Raw genomic sequence first — 18,031 nt, forward strand, 5'->3', positions numbered from 1 at the left:
TGCTGACCTTGATCCCAATTTTGATGTTTCTACACCAAAATCTGTACCTACTCACCTTAAAAGTGATGGTGAGCAAAATTTGACATCAGTAATGAGCCTTGAAAATGACGAGCTACTAGAAGAAGCATTCAAGTAGGAATTAACAATCATGCCATACACTAAAGAAGCTCTGCAAAATCTTTATTCGCTCTCTGTGGAAGATGTGAATGCGACTCTCAGCGCCTGTGGGTTGTCTACCGATTGTAATGAATATGCAGATGAAGAGATCCAATCTGGTTTTGATACTGTCCGTCAATACTTTACAAGTGAACGTGTCTCTGACTACCAACAAGCTACGGATTTATTTCAACAAGAATTAGAAGTTAAGGAGCAACCAGAAACTAGCCCAAAACCTAGAGGGAAAAAATTTAAAAATGAGAAGAATGAACCTGCTGCTGAACCTCTAGATATCTCTGCATTGTTGTCTAGAGCTAAGGAGCGAGTAGGTGCTAAAATTTCGCTGGGTGAATCTCTCTCAATTTTGCAAGCTTGTGGACTCCAAGACCAGGATGAATATAACCAAGCTGAGTGCGATCGCTTTCTTGAGGCTTGCGATTTAATCAAAAATCAACACAAATCCTTTGAGGAGGTTGCACAACATTTCGGGCTGAATAACTCGACATCAGATGTAGATACAGATGAACTTCTGCAACAGCTTGGAGATACTACGGCTTTATTGGGTGAGGAGGAGCGAGAGTTAATTAGAGAAATGGTACGGCAGAAGGCTAAGGGTGATATGGCTGGGTTGCCCAAGTTGTATTTGCAGTCTTTATTAGAGGAGATGAAATCGCCTGCTTTTCAACAGGAATGGCAGCAACTACGAGAGGCGTTTAGAGCTAAGGTCATGGGAAAAAAGCCGATTTCCCCAGTATTCCAGCCGCAGCCGCCTTTAATGAGCTTGCCGCCGACATTGGAGAATGGGTCAAGATCAGAATAGATGAGGAAAAGCATACTATTGAGGTCAAAGCGCACAAAATTATTGAGGAAAAAGCCAAGCTTCGGGCAACCCAAATAGCTTTGAACAAACTCAATGAATCTCAGCAATGGATTGAGGCCCAGCAGAAGCAAGCGAAACTACGTAGTCAGCGATCGCAGCAATTCAAAGTCAATTTGATTTACTTTGCACGCTGGATTGGCTCTGGGTGGTCAGGATGGTCACTTTATCTAATTTCGCTTGGAATTTTTACATCCTTAGCTTTTACTTTTGGTGTGAATTTTCCAGCTTTTGTAGCCTGCCCTAACACTAAAAGTTACTGCTATCTGTTGCGCTGGGATAAATCCAAGATAGTTATCCCTAGTGATTACATCAAACAGTCATCTCAAAATGACTCCAAGCATAAACGTTAGTTAGTCGGACTGGTTTAAATATTGACAAATTAATTTTCATAAAATTCATTTGTCAACTGGTCAACTGAAGTTGAAATTCGGAGGCCGGAATTCGGAAATAGTTTTACTTCCGACTTCCGACTTCCGAATTGTTTTAGTCATTTTTTAAAAGTGCAAGGTTAGTTATTAGCTACCCCCTTGATTTTATTAGTGACGGCTGAAAACGTAGACTTTGTTGTAACTTTCATCTACTGAATAGTATGAATCAATAAACCAATCACGGGCTATTGCCTCAAAGTTAAGGTAGAAGCTAGGAATACCCATGTCTTCTAAGTTTTTAATCAATCCCTGTTGTTCGAGTTGGTCATAAACAAAATCCTCTTCGCTTTCGTACTCACCCCAGTAATATTCTTGAAAATCTTCTACACTAGCCTCACTACCGTCATATTCATAATAAGCGGCGTAGGCTGCACCATGCTCTGATAATATTTGAGCAAGTTCGGCTAATTTTTCTATGCTTTCGTATTCATCAATGTGAATACCATGCCAGTTTTGAAAATCATGGATTGCCCACTCTTCACAGGCTTCATAATTACAGCAAGGCGACCAAGATAACATCCATTCAATATCTTCTTGAATTTCATCTGCATCTTGTGTACAGTCAATCCACATTCCGTGTAATTTGCCATTGTTGTATGCAGATAAACAAGCTACATAAATCTGTGGTGCATCATCATCTTGACATTCGCGCTCATGTTTAGGGAAGGGGAGCAAACAGCTTGCACCTTCAACTATTGGTAAGGCAACACCAGTTAGACTAATTGCTAAATCTACTGCCCGTTGTTCCTTAATAGGACAGCTTAAAATATTACCTTCAAGGCGGCAGTTGTAAACTTGTTCAGCAACTAATTGCGCTTCTACTTCTGAGTGAAATATTAGAGTGTTAGAAAACAAATTCATGTGTTAGAATCCCTCTAGTATTAGAACTCAGAAAAAGCACCTTTAGATTGGTCGTCGGGGGTGCTTTTTCTGTTGTTTATGTAAGAGTTTTGGACTTGGCGCTACATCTGAAATTTCACGCTTCGGTTCGGTTCCGTTACCGGGAGTCTTTTTGGCGCTCCGTTCCTATTTCTTACTCTTTTATTATCCCACATATATGTGGGATAATAAAGGCTTTTAGCCGATTTTAATTATAAAAATATCTAATATATTGCCACATATATGTGGGTTTTGCTATTATAGTTGTAGAGAGAAAGGATAATCACTATGGCAAGAAACGATATTGCTACTCGCTTTAAATCAAAAGGAGTAGGTGTAAAATGTGATACAAAACCTATATCTGTGATGCTCCCAGAAGATTTAGATGCCTACGTGCGAAACAAGCCCAATCGTTCCGAGTGGTTGCGGCAGGTTATTGCTGAGGCTGTGGCTAAAGAACAAGCTTCAGCTTCCCAGGAAGATTGATTGTGAATTTTGCTCAAGCGATCGCTGCACTCGTATATTTGTTATTCTTCTGTAAGGCGCGACGTTACAGGACGCTTGTGAAGTGGAGGCGGTCATAGCTATTATTGGATTTTCATAACCAAAGTGAAAAATTGAGTATTGAAGCTTCTTAGTTTGGGACTTTTGACTCGTAAAATGAATGCCAGGTTTCTCCTTGAGGAGGTGTTTCAGAACATCGAGTCCGTCTAAATCGAAGACGAATGCCAGGTTTCTTCCTCTCTTCATTTAGTAGTCTAAGTTGCTCCTCTCTGTGATTAACAATTACTTGTTTTCCAGAAAAATCTTCTTTGTTTTGTGTGTTTTCTGAAGTAAACGTTATTTTAATACTTTCTATATCAAATCCTATAGATTCTAATGCTTCTAATGAAGCTATAAAAACATTATGACTTTTATCTGTTATTCTCTCGTGTAAAGCAGGAATTGCACTTTCTGCAACTTGTCCCATACTTCCTAGAGCAAAGGCAGCATAAGCACGAATGCCTGAATAAGTATCTTTTAGTCTTTCAATTAGAGCAGGAACAGCGTCTTTGGCTAGTATTCCCATTTCTCCTATTGCAATAACAGCATACCAACGAACATCTCCTTCAGGGTCACTATCTTCTAGCGCACGAATAAGATTAGGAATTGCTGCTTTTGCTTGTAAACCAATGCTTTCAAGTACACGGGCAGATCGTCTTCTAACTTCAACTTTATCTTCTTGAAGTAACTCAGCAACAGAAATAACTGAGTCTTGACCAATTTTGTTTAATTGAGATTCTGCTAATGAATTAAGTTCTTGATCATCACTCTTAAGCATATCAATCAAATAAGGAACTATTACACTTGCACCGGACTCTAACTCTATTAAATCGTCGATTGCTAAATATTTATATTTTTCTTCTGTATTACTATTGATTATAGATAGAAGAAATTCTACTCGTTCCTTCCGTCTTACTTCATCTATGTTTTTAATATCATTCAATACTTGTTCAGCAGTTTGATAACGATTAGCCACGTCCAGATCAAGAAGTTTTTTCAAGATAAATGCTGTAGATTTTTTAATTTTAATCTCCAAGTTACTCCAATATCTTTCGCACCAATCATCTCCATAGTTCCACTCTAAGTCTTCAGGTGAATATCCAGTTAAAAGGTGAAAGCAAGTAGCACCAAGAGAATATAAATCACTTGCAGCAGATACAATACTATCAGGTGATTTATAGCCAGGTGTACCTAGTGTTGTGCTGTTATACGTCCTAGAGATTAAACTTTCATCTGTTGGAGAGCTAAGTTCTGAAATTTTCTTTGCAATTCCAAAATCAATTAACACTATCTTATGGTTGTTTTCATTGCGTATGATATTATCAGGTTTAATATCACGATGAAAAATGCCCTCTTTGTGTACTACTTGAAGTACTGGCAATATATCAGAAAGAAATTCTAAAACTTCCTGTTCATCAAAGATTTGTTGTTCTAGTTCTTCTTTCAAAGTCTTCCCCTGGATGAGTTCTTGTACTATGCAGTCTTCATTCTCAAGGTAAGCTAATAAATTTGGAACTTGTTGATAGTTTTTTAAATCTAAAAGAATTCTTGCTTCCGTTTGGAATAATTCTCTTGCTTTTTGCCCTAATTCAGTCTTTTGATTATAAGGTTGTATAAACTTTTTAACAAGACATTTTGTATTAAATTTCATAGAATCTTCTGCAACAAAAGTTTTGCCAAAGCCTCCTGCTTGTAGTTCTTCAACAATTTTGTAGCGTCCACCGACGATATTTCCAACTTCTAAAGCCATTTAAACCTCATAAAAAATACTCAAATTTACGAATATGTAGCTATCCTTGCTTCACGCCTTCTTTTTTTACCCCTTTTCCTCACTGCTATTATCCTGCTTAAAATTTGTTTTAGTCTAAAGGGCAGAAGTGTTGAATGTTAAGAAAACTAAGTAAAAATTGGAACAAAATTTATAGTAAAATCTGGATATAAAGACAAAATAAATAATTAATATGTATATTACTAAGTTTCCTAAAATTCTTAAATTACTGCTCAAGGATGTACCTAAAAACGATTATCCAGTATTAAATACATTTTTATTTGTATCTTGTTGGTTAGGCTGGGTAATGGATCAAAGTTTAGTCAGCATGAGAGATTTAATGTTCCGGTTAAATAGCCGAGATATTGAAATGGATATCTCTACGTTTTCAAAAGCAAGTAAAACAAGAGAAGTAGAAGTATTTGAAAAGATATTGAACAAAGCCAACAGAGAATTAGTCCAGAAAAAAGGAAAGAGTAAAGATGAAATATTATTCCCCTTAGATTCAACAATTATCACATTAACAAGTAAGCTAATGTGGTCACAAGGATATCATCAAGTAAAGTTATTTTGTGGATTAAATAGTTGGACATCAGAAGCGGCAGGAATAGTTATTCATTTTGGACAAGGACATGATAGTAAGTATGGAGGAAAAACCATCGAAGCAATTCCTGAAAACGGTATTGGGATAATGGATAGAGGATTTTCTTCATTGATTAGAATAGCCGACTTTTTAAAAAGCGAAAAGAAATATTTTGTCTTAAGAATAAAAAATAATATCAGTTTAGAAATGCTAGAAAATGGAAATTGTTTAGTAGGCACAGGAGAAAATCAAATTGAAGTCAGAGTTGTCGATTTTTGTGATTTAGAGAACAAGAGTGAATATCGGTTAGTAACAAATCTACCGGAAGACAAATTTAGTAATGAGGAAGTTACCGAAATATATAGGAAACGCTGGGGAATAGAAACTTTATGGAAGTTTCTAAAAATGCACTTAAAACTAGATAAACTCATGACCAAAAATGAGAATGGAATCCGCATACAAATTTATAGTTGTTTAATAGTATATACGATATTACAATTATTAGATATTCCCAAAGAAATAGGGGAAACAACACTAGATAAACTACGTTATTTACAATCATTTATGAATGAGAAAATAAGTTATATTCATTGGTTCAAACGAATCAGTTTTACTTGGTAAAATCAGTCAGTTTAGGAGTAGTATTTTTATATTTGTAAAGTTTTGTTACGAGATTCAACATTTCTGTCTAAAGGGTTTGAAATAGCCTCTTCTTCGCAGGCTTGTTGCGCTGTCGCGGCTCTCAAAATATTTTGGGGAATCAGCATCCAGTATGAGATGTATAGACAGTTATGAGTACTGAGGTTATAACTCAAGGAAGATGGACTTTCATGATAGGGAAGCCAAAACTAAACCTCAAAAATTGGCAACCACAATTAAATGAAGCGACTTGTTGACTTCAGCCTACCTCATAGCTATTTAATCCAGCAGTTAGCTAAGTATCCCTCTCTTAAGGTAATTACCCCAACTTCACTTGCAGCACGAGCATTAAAAGTACCACACCAAAGCTTAGAAACTCTGGGGAAACAAAGTCTGCTAAAAGCAGGTATTCGAGTTGCACCAATACTAATCACATTACGCTTGCTGCATACAGCAGTAGGTACAGTTATTCAAACATCTGATGTTGAAGGAACTACACGCGCTCTGTCTTCTGCCGTCAAAGCTATATTGCGTGCCGGAATCAATCCAGAATCACTTGCTGCTGTTAGTAGTAATCGTACCCAAAAACTAGCTCTTTTAGCTCAAACATACGTAAGTTTGCTCAGAGAAAGGGGCATGATAGATCCTGCTGAAGTTCTGTGGCAGGCTAGCGGTGCTATTACTAAACATCAACCAGTTCTGATTTATGGCTACTTTCATCCCCGCATTGACCAACTTAACTTTTTAAATGCGATCGCAGATGATGAGAGTGTGATGGTATTGCCTTGTCCAGAGTCTAGCAACTTTGTAGATCCTAAAAAAGCTGTGGAATGGTTACAGCAGAAGGGCTGGGAAGTACAAGCTTTGGAAGAAACTACTCTTTCATTAGGTGAGCAACTGCAAAATTGTTTCCTTAATACAACAATAGTTCCTCCTGATGTCAAAGCCTACATTTATCCACACTTGGAATCAGAGGTACGCGGCACGTTAGCCCAGGTAAAAAATCTTCTCAGCCAAGGAACGCCAGCAAATGAAATTGTGCTTGTAGCTAGGGATGATACACTTTATGGGCCAACAGTTTTAGATGTAGCTTACGAGTACAAATTACCAGTACGCGCTCTTTATGGAGTACCGTTGAACGCCACTAGGCTGGGAGCTTGGGTACAGTTACTATTGGAAGTTATCCAAGAAAAATTTCCCTTTGAGTTAACTGCCAGATTGCTTAGGCATCCCTTGTGTTCTTTTTTATCTGCCCAAGTTTGGCAAGAAGCTCGTAAACAGCATCCATCTGACCTTTTGGCATGGCAAGGTTTGGGCATTAACCTTTCCCTGCTCGATTGGCAGTACGAAGATACTCGCGCTAATTGGGTAGAACGGATGCAAGATGTATTGAATAAGTTTAACTTGCGTCAAGGTGCAGGACATTGGGCTAGGGAGATTGTTGCTTATTATGAATTTCAGGAAGTGCTGGTGGACTTGTCGAAACCAGAAGAGGAAGTCATCAGTTTCGGAGAATTTGCTGCGGATGTTATGGGCAGTTTAGCACTGGTGACTGTGCCTGCCCAACCTGGTAGAGGAGGTGTGGAATTGCATACACCCCTTTCCTTATTTGGAGCAAAATTTCAGCACGTTTTTGTCTTGGGTGCAGTAGAAGGTATTTTACCAGCGCTAGTACAAGATGACCCAATATTGGATTTTTACGAACGTAAACTACTGCGCCAACAGGGGTTTGAGTTTGAGGATGCGGCACAAGCGGCGCGAAGAGAAGTAATTTCATTCTATGCTTTACTACAAACTCCTACCCAAAGCTTGACTTTTTCTTACCCGCAGATGATTGGTAAGGAACCCACTTTACCCAGTCCTTACTTGTCCCGATTGAGATTGGAAATTTTGCAACCTCCACTTTTACCTGTTGCCAGCTTAGAAGAGGCACGACAAATTTATCTTCGACGTGAGACTTTACCAGACGATGATGTTTTACCACAGGCAGTTCATGCTTGGAATGTGGAAAAACGAAGAGAAGGAGCAGACCCTTATGATGAGTACGATGGAGTAATTGGTCTGCCATTAGACCCGGATAGACGAGTATTTAGTGCATCTCAACTAACTGCTTTGGGTCAATGTCCCTTTAAATGGTTTGCTAATAAAGTTTTAAAATTGGCAGAGTTGGAAGAAGCTGAAGAAGAATTAAGTTCAGGATTAAGAGGTTCTGTGTATCACCGTAGTTTGGAACTAGCTTTATTAAATACTTCAGATTTAACCAGAATTACAGAGAATTTACAATCTGCTTTTGTGCAAGCAGAACAAGACTTACAGTTACCTGTCTTGTCAGCCTGGGAAGCTCGAAGAATAGAACATTTAAAAGTTTTAGAGCGTGCTTGTGTGCAACCTGATTTTCGTCAATCAGAGGCAGAGTTTTTCCATGTAGAGAAAGAGTTTAGTGGAGAATGGCATGGCTTAAATATTAAAGGTGTAATTGATAGAATAGACCGCACTCCCCAAGGTTTAGTTTTATTAGATTACAAAACCAGTTCTCAAGTGCCAAAAGGTATTAAAGATGAATCTGGTAAAGCTAATGTAGATATTCAACTACCTTTATATATTCACTTTGCTAGTACAACTTTGTTTCCTGGAGAAACAGTACATGAAGCTTATTATTATTCTGTAACCAAGGGCAAAAAGCTTCCTAAGAAACAACCAAGCCAAGAAACACTAGAAGCGATCGCTCAAAAAATCAAAACTTTCTTGCAAACAGGATATTACGCAGTTGAACCGGATGTTGATCAAGATGCCTGTCAGTATTGTCCTTACGACTTAGTTTGTCGTAAAGGTTCTCGCCAAAGCCGCAAAGGAATTAACCTATGAGTTTGACTGAACAACAGCAAAAAGCAGCCTATGCCAATAGTAGTGTTGCAGTCATAGCAGGTGCGGGGACTGGTAAAACCTATATGCTTGCCGAACGCTACTTGTATCATCTGCGGGTGCGTGAGTTTTCACCTTTAGAGATTGTTGCAGTTACATATACAGAAAAAGCGGCTGCGGAGTTGCGATCGCGCATTCGTCTTTTAGTCAGTCAGGAATTACCAGAACGTTCTGACTTATTGGCAGAACTTGAGGCGGCTCAAATTAGTACTATCCACGCTTTAGCAATGCGAATCTGTCGGGAACATCCCCAAGCTGCGGATGTGCCACCTGATTTTACAGTTTTAGATAAACTGGAGGGAATTCTTTGGGTTAGCCAGTGGTTAGATGAAGCATTGGATTCTTTACCTGTAGAGCTTTACGAAAAAATTCCTTACTCTTTGATGTCCCAAACTTTGCAGACATTGCTTAAAGACCCAATTGCTGCTGAGAAAGCTTTAGCACAGGGTACTGAAAAATGGCAGCAGTTGGCAGAGGAGTTACAAGCAAAAGCACTCAATGAGCTAATCCAACATCCAATTTGGCAGGAGGCACGAGATACTTTACAAACTTACGTGGGTAAAGGTGGCGATTTAATAGAATCTGCTCGCCAGCAAGTAATAGAGGCTATGTTACTCCTTGAGCAAGGAGAAGAACATCGAACGATTCTAGAGATATTGAATAAAATCAGCCTACGTGGGGGAAGTACAAAAAATTGGTTAAATGGGGGTTTGAATGAAATCAAAGATGCGATCTCATCAATAAAGGATTTGGTAAAAAAAAGTTTAAAAAAAGGTTTGATTACTCTGGAGTGTAATGCAATAGATGAACAATTAGCAGTTATGCTACCAGCACTGCAAGAAGCGTTTAGTTTAGTACAAAAACATATTAATCAAGAGAAACACCGTTCTCGTGTTTTGGACTTTGCAGATTTAGAAGTTGGCGCACTGCGAGCTTTACAAGATGAGCAAGTACAGTTTTATTATGCTCAACGATGGCAGGCTTTCTTAGTCGATGAATTTCAAGATACTAACCCTGTTCAGTCGGAGATATTACAATTACTCACGCAAAATACTTTACTGACTATAGTCGGGGATGCTAAACAATCAATTTATGGCTTTCGCCGTGCTGATGTTGAAGTATTTCATAGTTGGCGCGATCGCATTACCAGTTGTGGTGGAAATGAAGAGATTTTAACCACTAGCTTCCGCACTCACAAACTACTGGTGGATGATATTAACAATATATTTGCTCCATTGCTAGGTAGTATACACCAAAATTTAGATGCTCATCGCGCAGACTGCCCTAATTCTTACCCACCAGTACAAGTTTATACAGTACAAGCCGAGTCAGACATCAATAAACCTCAGCGTTTAAGAGTAGAAGCTTGTCATATAGCGGAACTACTCAAACAAATGCTAGATGACCAAACTCCGGTTTACGATAAAAAAACTCAGATGCTGCGTCCAATGCTGCCTGGAGATATTGCAATATTGTCTCGCACATGGGAACCGTTGGAAGTTTACGGTGAAGCTTTGGAAAGTGTGGGAATTCCTGTCGCTTTGGCTGGCGGTGGTAATTTACTGGCCACAAGAGAAGCTAAAGATGGTTGGGCATTGTTGCGTTTTTTGGCTGATCCCAGTGACGATTTAGCTTTAGTGGCAGTGCTGCGTAGTCCGTTTTTTGCAGTTAGTGATAGAGTTCTGTTTACTTTCATTCAAAGCCAAGAGCAAAATAAGACCACAGAAAAAGACGAAGAATCGAAAACTAACTGGTGGCAAAAACTAAAATTATCTGATATTCCTGAATTGCAGCGACCAATACTTGTATTGGGTCAACTGTTGCGCGATCGCAATTTAGAACCCCCAACTCGCCTTCTGCAACTAGCAAATCATCTAACTGGTTACACTGCTGTCATTACTAACTTACCGGGTGCAGCACGGCGAGAAGCTGACTGGCGAGGTTTTGTAGAATTAGTACAGCAGTTAGAACATGGCAGTAGTGATGTGTTTGCCGCAGTCCGTCGTCTTAAGCGGTTAGCAGCAGCAGAAATAAAAATACCCCGTTTACCTTTATCAGCTAATGATGCAGTGGCTTTAATGAGTATCCATGCTGCTAAAGGCTTGGAGTGGTCAGTAGTAGTTATTCCTGATTTAGCTCGTTCCCAATCCCATCCTAGCGAAACAGTTTATTTTGACCCTGCATACGGTGTTGCTTTGAAGTTAGAGGACGAGCAAGGTGAAACTCAAAAGCCTGTGCTATACGTTTGTTTGGAGCATTTGCGGAAACAGAGGGAAGAAGCAGAGGCTTTGCGGTTACTGTATGTAGCTTTAACCCGTGCGCGAGATCAACTAATTCTGACTGCAACCCACGAATCTAGAGGTAGTTTAAATAAGCTAGAACTTGGTTTAGCTGCTGCGGGAATTTCTCTAAATACTATTCCTTTTGATTTAGAATTAGCACAACCTCCAGTGCCACCAGAACCACCTTTACCACCAGAACCTCATAGTTTACTAATCAATTCTGTCGGAGCAGGTTTATTTGAATTACCTGTCACTGCTTTAAGTGAGTATGCCCTATGTCCCAAACGGTTTGCTTATCGGTTTATACAAGGTCATCCAGGAATTGGCTCAGGTGTTGGAAGGGCAAGGCGAGTCGGAACTTTGGCACACTTGGCTTTGGAACGGGATATCCGCGACTTAGAAACACTAGCAGCATTTGACATTAGTTTGCCAAAAGAATATGTTGATGAGGCTTTGCAGCTAGCACAGCGATTTGATGAGGTGGCAGATTTTGCCTTGTTTCAAAAAGGGCAGTGGGAGTTGCCTGTAAATTTGAATGTTGGACACTTGACCTTTAACGGTGTTGTTGATTTGTTGGGAGAAGACTGGGTTCTAGATTTCAAAACTGACCAAGAAATAGACCCACAACATCACTGCTTTCAGCTTTGGGCTTATGCACAAGCAACAGGAAGCACTAATGCTCACATAGCTTACCTCCGGCATGATTATTTGCACTCATTTAGCATTGAAGAATTGCAAAACACTGGTCAAGAGGCAGAAATTTTAGTTCAACAGATTTTGGATGGAAATTTCCTGGCTAATTCTTCCCACGCTAATTGCGGCTTTTGTGCATATCAGGAAATTTGCGACGAACGTTATCAAGCAACAGATGACGCAGCAGAGTCAACTGCCTTTCAAATGGCAGACACAGAAACTCAAGAGCAGGAAGACAGGGAAACAAATGAAAATTCTTCTTCATCCACAAAGTTATCGTTTGAGGTAAACACGCAGCCTGAACAACCAAATATTGCTGAATATGAATTAATATCCACAAAAATTAGCAGCTACTTTCCCCAAGCCGCAGAACAGTACTATCGGCTGATTATAGTTCCATGTGATGCCTGCGGTAGGCAAAGTGATCGCACTCAAAAAATCAACTTTCAAAAAATTGCCAAATTCGGTAACAATAGATACATAAATGTCAACCTAGAATTGAGTCGAGAGTTACTAGAGTTGACACAACGGCAGCGTTCTTTAAAAGCAGAAGAGTTATTAAGAAAAATAATTGGGAATCCTGATAATAGGGTAATTTTTTTAGAACACTTGGAGATTCTGTTTGATACTTCTCTCAACCTTGACCCATTACAGTGTCTCCAGAAATTAGCCCGCAATCGTACCATTGTGGCTAGATGGCACGGTAATATTGAGAACAATAATTTAATTTATGCTGAACTAGGACATCCTGAGTACCGTCGTTATCCTGTAAAGGATTTTTTAATCGTTAACCTCGAACAGATGGAAGCCAGCTAAAGCTAATAACTAGAGTAAAAATGGTGCTATGAAATACGGTGAGTTAATTCAATTTGAGCCTATTGAGACTGTAATTCAATTACAGGATGCTAGTGAATTAGCTGAGGCACAGCGACTGGTTTCCACTTATGTAATTTCTCAAGAAATGGCAGATCGTCTAGCATCTATAGTTTTTCCGAATTTGCAATTTGAGCAGCCTGCTGATAATAAAGGTATTCTGGTTGTAGGAAATTACGGTACTGGGAAGTCGCATTTAATGTCCGTGATAAGTGCGATCGCCGAATATCAAGAACTTTCTAGCTATCTGCAAAATCCTCAAGTTGCTGAGAGTGCGCGTCCCATTGCTGGTAAGTTCAAGGTGATTCGCATAGAACTGGGTTCGACAACAATGGATTTGCGAGAAGTTGTCTGTTCCCAGCTAGAAGAAGCACTCTTAACTTGGGGGATTGGATTTCAGTTTCCACCAAGGGATACAATCCCTAATCATAAGGGTGTGTTTGAAGATATGATGGCGCTTTTTCACGAACAGTTTCCTGATCAAGGTTTGCTGTTTGTGATAGATGAGTTCTTAGACTATTTACGCAGTCGCAAAGACCAAGCCTTAATTCTTGATCTGGGATTTTTAAGAGAATTAGGCGAAGTTTGTAAAGATTTGCGATTCCGCATCATAGCAGGTTTGCAAGAAACTTTATTTGATAATCCGCGTTTTGCATTTGTAGCTGATGCAATTCGTCGAGTTAAAGACCGTTTTGAGCAAATTTTAATTGCTCGTAGAGATATTAAATATGTAGTTTCAGAACGTCTGTTAAAGAAAACCGCAGACCAACTGACAAAAATTCGAGAACATTTAACTCCTTTCGCCAAGTTCTACGGCAATATGAACGAGCGGATGGATGAATTTGTCAGGCTGTTTCCCATTCACCCGGATTATATTGATACATTTGAGCGAATTACTGTTGCTGAAAAGCGGGAGGTGCTGAAAACTCTGTCTGTGACGATGCGGAAATTGGTCAACCAAAATATGCCGCAAGATGCACCAGGTTTAATTGCTTATGATAGCTACTGGGATACCCTCAAAGAAAACCCTTCCTTCCGCGCAGTTCCCGATATTCGCGCAGTGATTGACTGTTCCCAGGTGCTAGAAGGACGCATTCGCCAAGCTTTGACTCGTCCTATTTATAAGCCAATAGCATTGCGAATTATCGCCGCGCTATCAGTACATCGTTTAACTGTAGGAGATATTTACTCACCTTTGGGTGCAACACCAGATGAGTTAAGAGACAGTTTATGTCTTTATGACCCAGTAGTAGCAGAGTTAGGGGGTGAGCCTGCGGATGATTTGCTCTCCCAAATTGAAACGGTATTGCGGGAAATTTATAAAACGGTTAGTGGCCAGTTTATTTCCTCTAACACTAATAACCGTCAATATTATATTGATTTAAAGAAAACAGATGATTATGATGCTTTGATTGAGAAGCGATCTGAGAGTCTCGATAGTTCACAGTTAGACAAATATTATTTTTTAGCACTCCAACAGGTGCTGGAATGCACAGACCAAACTTATGTTACTGGTTATCGCATTTGGTTACATGAGTTAGAGTGGACAACCAAAAAAGCTACTCGTCAAGGCTATTTGTTTTTTGGTGCGCCAAATGAACGTTCTACCGCAGCTCCATCAAGAGATTTTTATCTGTACTTTATTCCACCTTTTGACCCGCCACCTTATAAAAAAGAAAAAAATGCTGATGAGGTTTTCTTTGAATTAGCAAAGCCTGATGATACCTTTCGGCAGAATTTGAACAAGTACGCTGCTGCATTAGACTTAGGTTCAACTTCATCGGGACAAGCGAAGAGAAGTTATGAAGATAAGGCAAAAAGCTTTTTACGTAATTTGGTTAATTGGCTGCAAGAACACATGACAACAGCCTTTGAAGTTACTCACCAAGGAAAAACTAAATCCTTTTTGGAATGGATGAAGGGTGTTAAAGCAGCGAGTGGTGCGCGTGCAAATGTACGCGATATTCTCAATACAATTAGTTCTGGCTGTTTGGCTGGTCATTTTACCGATCAAGCACCAGAATATCCTACTTTTAATGTGCTGATTACCAGTGCGAACAGAAGCCAAGCTGCACAGGACGCATTGCGTTTTATTAAGGGTAGCAGCAAAACCCAGCAAGCGATCGCAGTTCTTGATGCTTTAGAATTACTCGATGGCGACAAGCTTGATGTTCATAGCTCCAAATATGCCAAATATATTTTGTCTCTTCTACAGCAAAAGGGTTCTGGTCAAGTTCTCAATCGTGTAGAAATTATTCAGGATGTGTTGGGTGTGGAGTATATGGCTCCTGGTCAATATCGCCTAGAACCTCAGTGGGTTGTGGTTTTGTCTGCGGCATTAGTTTACAACGGAGATATAGTATTAGCTGTTCCAGGTAACAAGTTTGATGCTAATAATTTGGATACCTTGGTAACTACTTCTGTTGAGGAACTAATTAACTTTAAGCACCTTGAACAACCGAAAGATTGGAATTTACCTGCACTGAGAGCATTATTTGAGCTATTGGGATTGACACCAGGAATGGCTCAGTTGATAACTCAGGGTCAAGCTGAACCAGTTCAGGAATTGCAGAAGGCTGTTACTGAAACAGTTAATCAAATTGTATTAGCACGGCAGAAATTACAAACTGGGTTAATTTTCTGGGGACGAAATCTTTTAACTGATGTATTACAAAATGAATATCGCTCTAATTTAGACCGAACTAAAACTTTTCTGGAGTCACTGCAATCTTTTACTACTCCAGGTAAGCTGAAAAACTTCCGCTATCAAGAGCAAGAAATCACTACTCACCGTAGTGGTTTGCAAACCCTGGCAGAAATTACCGCACTGCAAGATTTACTCACTAATCTGGGAGCAATTGCATCTTACCTGACAACAGCCGAGGCAGTGTTACCGAGTGAACATCCTTGGTTAGCTAAAATGCGACAGGTGCAGGGGGAAATTCTGACAGATATCTTAAATTCCCAGAAGCGTTCTACAGCTAGTTTTCGCCAGCAAAGCTTGCAAAAACTAACAGACCTGAAGCAGCATTACATCCAAAATTACATGGCATTGCATACTACTGCACGACTAGGTGTAAATGAAGGCAGGCTCAAAGCCCAGTTGCTTCAAGATGTGCGATCGCAAAGTTTACAGAAATTGACGACAATAGATTTAATGCCAGCTAGTCAGTTCCGGGATTGGCAAAATAATCTGGCAAGTTTGAAAACTTGTGCAATATTGACTGAACAGGAATTGCAAGCCACGGCAATTTGTCCTCACTGTCAGTTTAAACCAGCAACTGAGGCAATAGATATACCTGCTAGCAGTGGGTTAGGGGAGATTGAAACAGAGCTAGACCAAATTTTGGCTAACTGGACGCAGACACTACTAGCGAATTTGGAAGACCCGACAACGCGAGAAAATTTGAATTTGCTCAAAACTGAGCAAAGACGGTTAGTTGATGAGTTTTTGGCATCACGGATTCTACCTAATCCATTGACAAACGAGTTTATTCATGCGGTTAAGGAAGTCCTTTCCGGTTTAGCAAAAGTGGTGGTGAACACGCAAGACTTACAAAAAGTTTTACTTGCAGGTGGTTCACCTTGTACTGTACAAGAAATGAAGAAGCGTTTTGATGATTATCTTGGCGACCTTGCAAGAGGTAAGGATTTAAGTAAGGTCAGGATTGTTGTTGAATAAAATAACCCCAGGCTTAACTCCCTTCTAGCTTCCTGGTAGGGGGAGTTTATTCTGAGAGAATTTTCTCTAGGAATTGGGAGTGCTTGAGAGAAGACAATATAAACCAAAGCAGAGTCATCAAATGGAAGGACAGCAACTACCACTAGATATTCAACTTAATACAAATTCTGAAGAAAAAGGTGCAGTTGAGTGCCTTGGTATGACTTTTGAAAGTGATGAGGCACGCCGAGCTTATTTTACAGAAAAGTTGCGAGAAAAATTACAAGAACCAGAATTTCGCCAGATAGAGGGATTTCCTATTGGTGAAGATGAAGATATTTTGGCGCTTTCTGATCCACCTTACTATACTGCCTGTCCTAATCCTTTTATTGAAGATTTTATTAATTATTGGAATCTAGAAAAAGATAATAACTCTTCTTCTGAAACTGATGAATCTCATCGGGAACCTTTCGCCGCAGATGTAAGTGAAGGGAAAAACGACCCGATTTATAATGCTCATTCCTATCATACGAAAGTGCCACATAAGGCGATTATGCGTTATATTCTGCACTACACAGAACCGGGTGATATTGTTTTTGATGGGTTTTGTGGGACTGGAATGACGGGTGTTGCAGCACAGTTGTGTGGTGATAAAGCAACAGTGGAATCTTTGGGTTATAAGGTGCAGACTGATGGTACTATTTTGGATGAAGAAGGTAAAGCTTTTTCTAAATTAGGTACTAGACGTGCAATTTTAAATGATCTTTCGCCGGCAGCTACATTCATTGCTTATAACTATAATACGCCTGTTGATGTATCAGAGTTTGAAAAAGAAGCAAAGCGGATATTAGCTGAAGTAGAAAAGGAATGCGGCTGGATGTATTTAACGCTGCACAATCCCAACCCAGAACAGATTGGAAGAGGAGTTTCACTACTTAAAGAATCTAATAATCCACAAGTTGATATTCAAAATAGCAGATTATCTTTTGGAAAAATTAATTATACTGTTTGGTCTGATGTTTTTACCTGCCCTGAATGTGCTGATGAGTTAGTATTTTGGGAAGCGGCTATAGATAAAGCGGCTGGTAAGGTGCTTGATGACTTTCCATGCCCACATTGTAATGCTCGATTGACTAAACGTAATATAGAGCGAGCATGGGTAACAAGATTTGATACTGCTATTAATGAGACTATAAAACAATCTAAACAAGTACCAGTATTAATTAACTATAGTTTTAATAATAAAAGTTTTGATAAAAAAATTGATTTTTTTGACTTGGCTTTAATAAAAGAAATTGATAATCAGAACATAGTTGATTACTTTCCGACAGAAAGAATGCCGGAGGGTGAAGAATCTCGTCGCAATGATCAAGCTGGAATTACACACATACATCATTTTTATACAACAAGAAATCTATCTGCTTTATCTGTTGTGAATAGGCTGATCAAGAGTTCGCCAATCTTGCTTAACAAATTTATGTTTTCCAGTATGCTCAATAGAGCAACTAAAATGAATAGAATTCATCTAAAATATTATTTTTTTGGTGGTGGTGGTTGTAATGCTGGTTATCTTAAAGGAACTCTTTATATATCGTCAATTCCTATAGAGACTTCAGTCATTGAACAAATAAGCGACAGAATAAATTGGATAAGTCGTGGATTTAAAAAGCTCACAAACAAACAAGGTGATTCTTTAACGATAACAGCTTCTGCGGATGAGAACT

The 18,031-nt window shown here is 39.3% G+C and carries 10 protein-coding genes; 8 read left to right on the forward strand and 2 right to left on the reverse strand.

The features are described 5' to 3' along the window. The first annotated feature begins 148 nt into the window (after positions 1 to 148). Both ACWATR_RS36980 and ACWATR_RS36985 read left to right on the forward strand, forming a co-directional pair. Positions 149 to 976, forward strand: coding sequence for a hypothetical protein (locus tag ACWATR_RS36980; protein ID WP_460344383.1), 828 nt, complete (start codon positions 149 to 151; stop codon positions 974 to 976). An 80-nt stretch (positions 977 to 1,056) separates the two neighbouring features. Then, positions 1,057 to 1,386: a hypothetical protein gene (locus ACWATR_RS36985; protein ID WP_322694889.1), complete on the forward strand. Its 330-nt coding sequence runs from the start codon at positions 1,057 to 1,059 to the stop codon at positions 1,384 to 1,386. 186 nt (positions 1,387 to 1,572) lie between these two features. Here ACWATR_RS36985 and ACWATR_RS36990 read toward each other — a convergent pair whose 3' ends face one another. Then, the gene (locus ACWATR_RS36990) at positions 1,573 to 2,325 is read right to left on the reverse strand and encodes an antirestriction protein ArdA (RefSeq protein WP_460344387.1); all 753 of its coding nucleotides are present in this window, start codon (positions 2,323 to 2,325) and stop codon (positions 1,573 to 1,575) included. Positions 2,326 to 2,631: 306 nt separating this feature from the next. On the opposite strand from ACWATR_RS36990, the gene ACWATR_RS36995 reads away from it, so the two are divergent. Next, positions 2,632 to 2,829 carry a ribbon-helix-helix domain-containing protein gene (locus tag ACWATR_RS36995; protein ID WP_138504558.1) on the forward strand — a complete coding sequence of 66 codons (198 nt, stop codon included), beginning with the start codon at positions 2,632 to 2,634 and terminating at the stop codon, positions 2,827 to 2,829. A gap of 148 nt (positions 2,830 to 2,977) precedes the next feature. On the opposite strand, the gene ACWATR_RS37000 is transcribed toward ACWATR_RS36995, so the two are convergent. Continuing rightward, complete coding sequence (locus ACWATR_RS37000) at positions 2,978 to 4,636, reverse strand: protein kinase domain-containing protein (protein ID WP_460344391.1); 1,659 nt, start codon at positions 4,634 to 4,636, stop codon at positions 2,978 to 2,980. Between the two features lie 211 nt (positions 4,637 to 4,847). Here ACWATR_RS37000 and ACWATR_RS37005 point away from each other — a divergent pair, with 211 nt between their 5' ends. From ACWATR_RS37005 to ACWATR_RS37025, 5 genes are all read left to right on the forward strand, one after another. Further along, entirely contained in the window at positions 4,848 to 5,858 is a 1,011-nt protein-coding gene (locus ACWATR_RS37005; protein ID WP_460344394.1) for an IS4 family transposase, read from the forward strand. Positions 5,859 to 6,116: 258 nt separating this feature from the next. Next, the gene (locus ACWATR_RS37010; RefSeq protein ID WP_460344397.1) at positions 6,117 to 8,741 is read left to right on the forward strand and encodes a PD-(D/E)XK nuclease family protein; all 2,625 of its coding nucleotides are present in this window, start codon (positions 6,117 to 6,119) and stop codon (positions 8,739 to 8,741) included. Next, positions 8,738 to 12,589, forward strand: coding sequence for a BREX-3 system P-loop-containing protein BrxF (gene brxF, locus ACWATR_RS37015; RefSeq protein ID WP_460344400.1), 3,852 nt, complete (start codon positions 8,738 to 8,740; stop codon positions 12,587 to 12,589). Before ACWATR_RS37010 ends, brxF begins: the two co-directional genes overlap by 4 nt. A gap of 28 nt (positions 12,590 to 12,617) precedes the next feature. Beyond that, positions 12,618 to 16,328, forward strand: coding sequence for a DUF6079 family protein (locus ACWATR_RS37020; protein WP_460344403.1), 3,711 nt, complete (start codon positions 12,618 to 12,620; stop codon positions 16,326 to 16,328). A 121-nt stretch (positions 16,329 to 16,449) separates the two neighbouring features. Next, positions 16,450 to 18,031, forward strand: a 1,582-nt coding sequence (locus ACWATR_RS37025) for a DNA methyltransferase (RefSeq protein ID WP_460344406.1), incomplete at its 3' end; no start/stop codon positions are given.

It is taken from the genome of Nostoc sp. UIC 10890 (assembly GCF_054786515.1).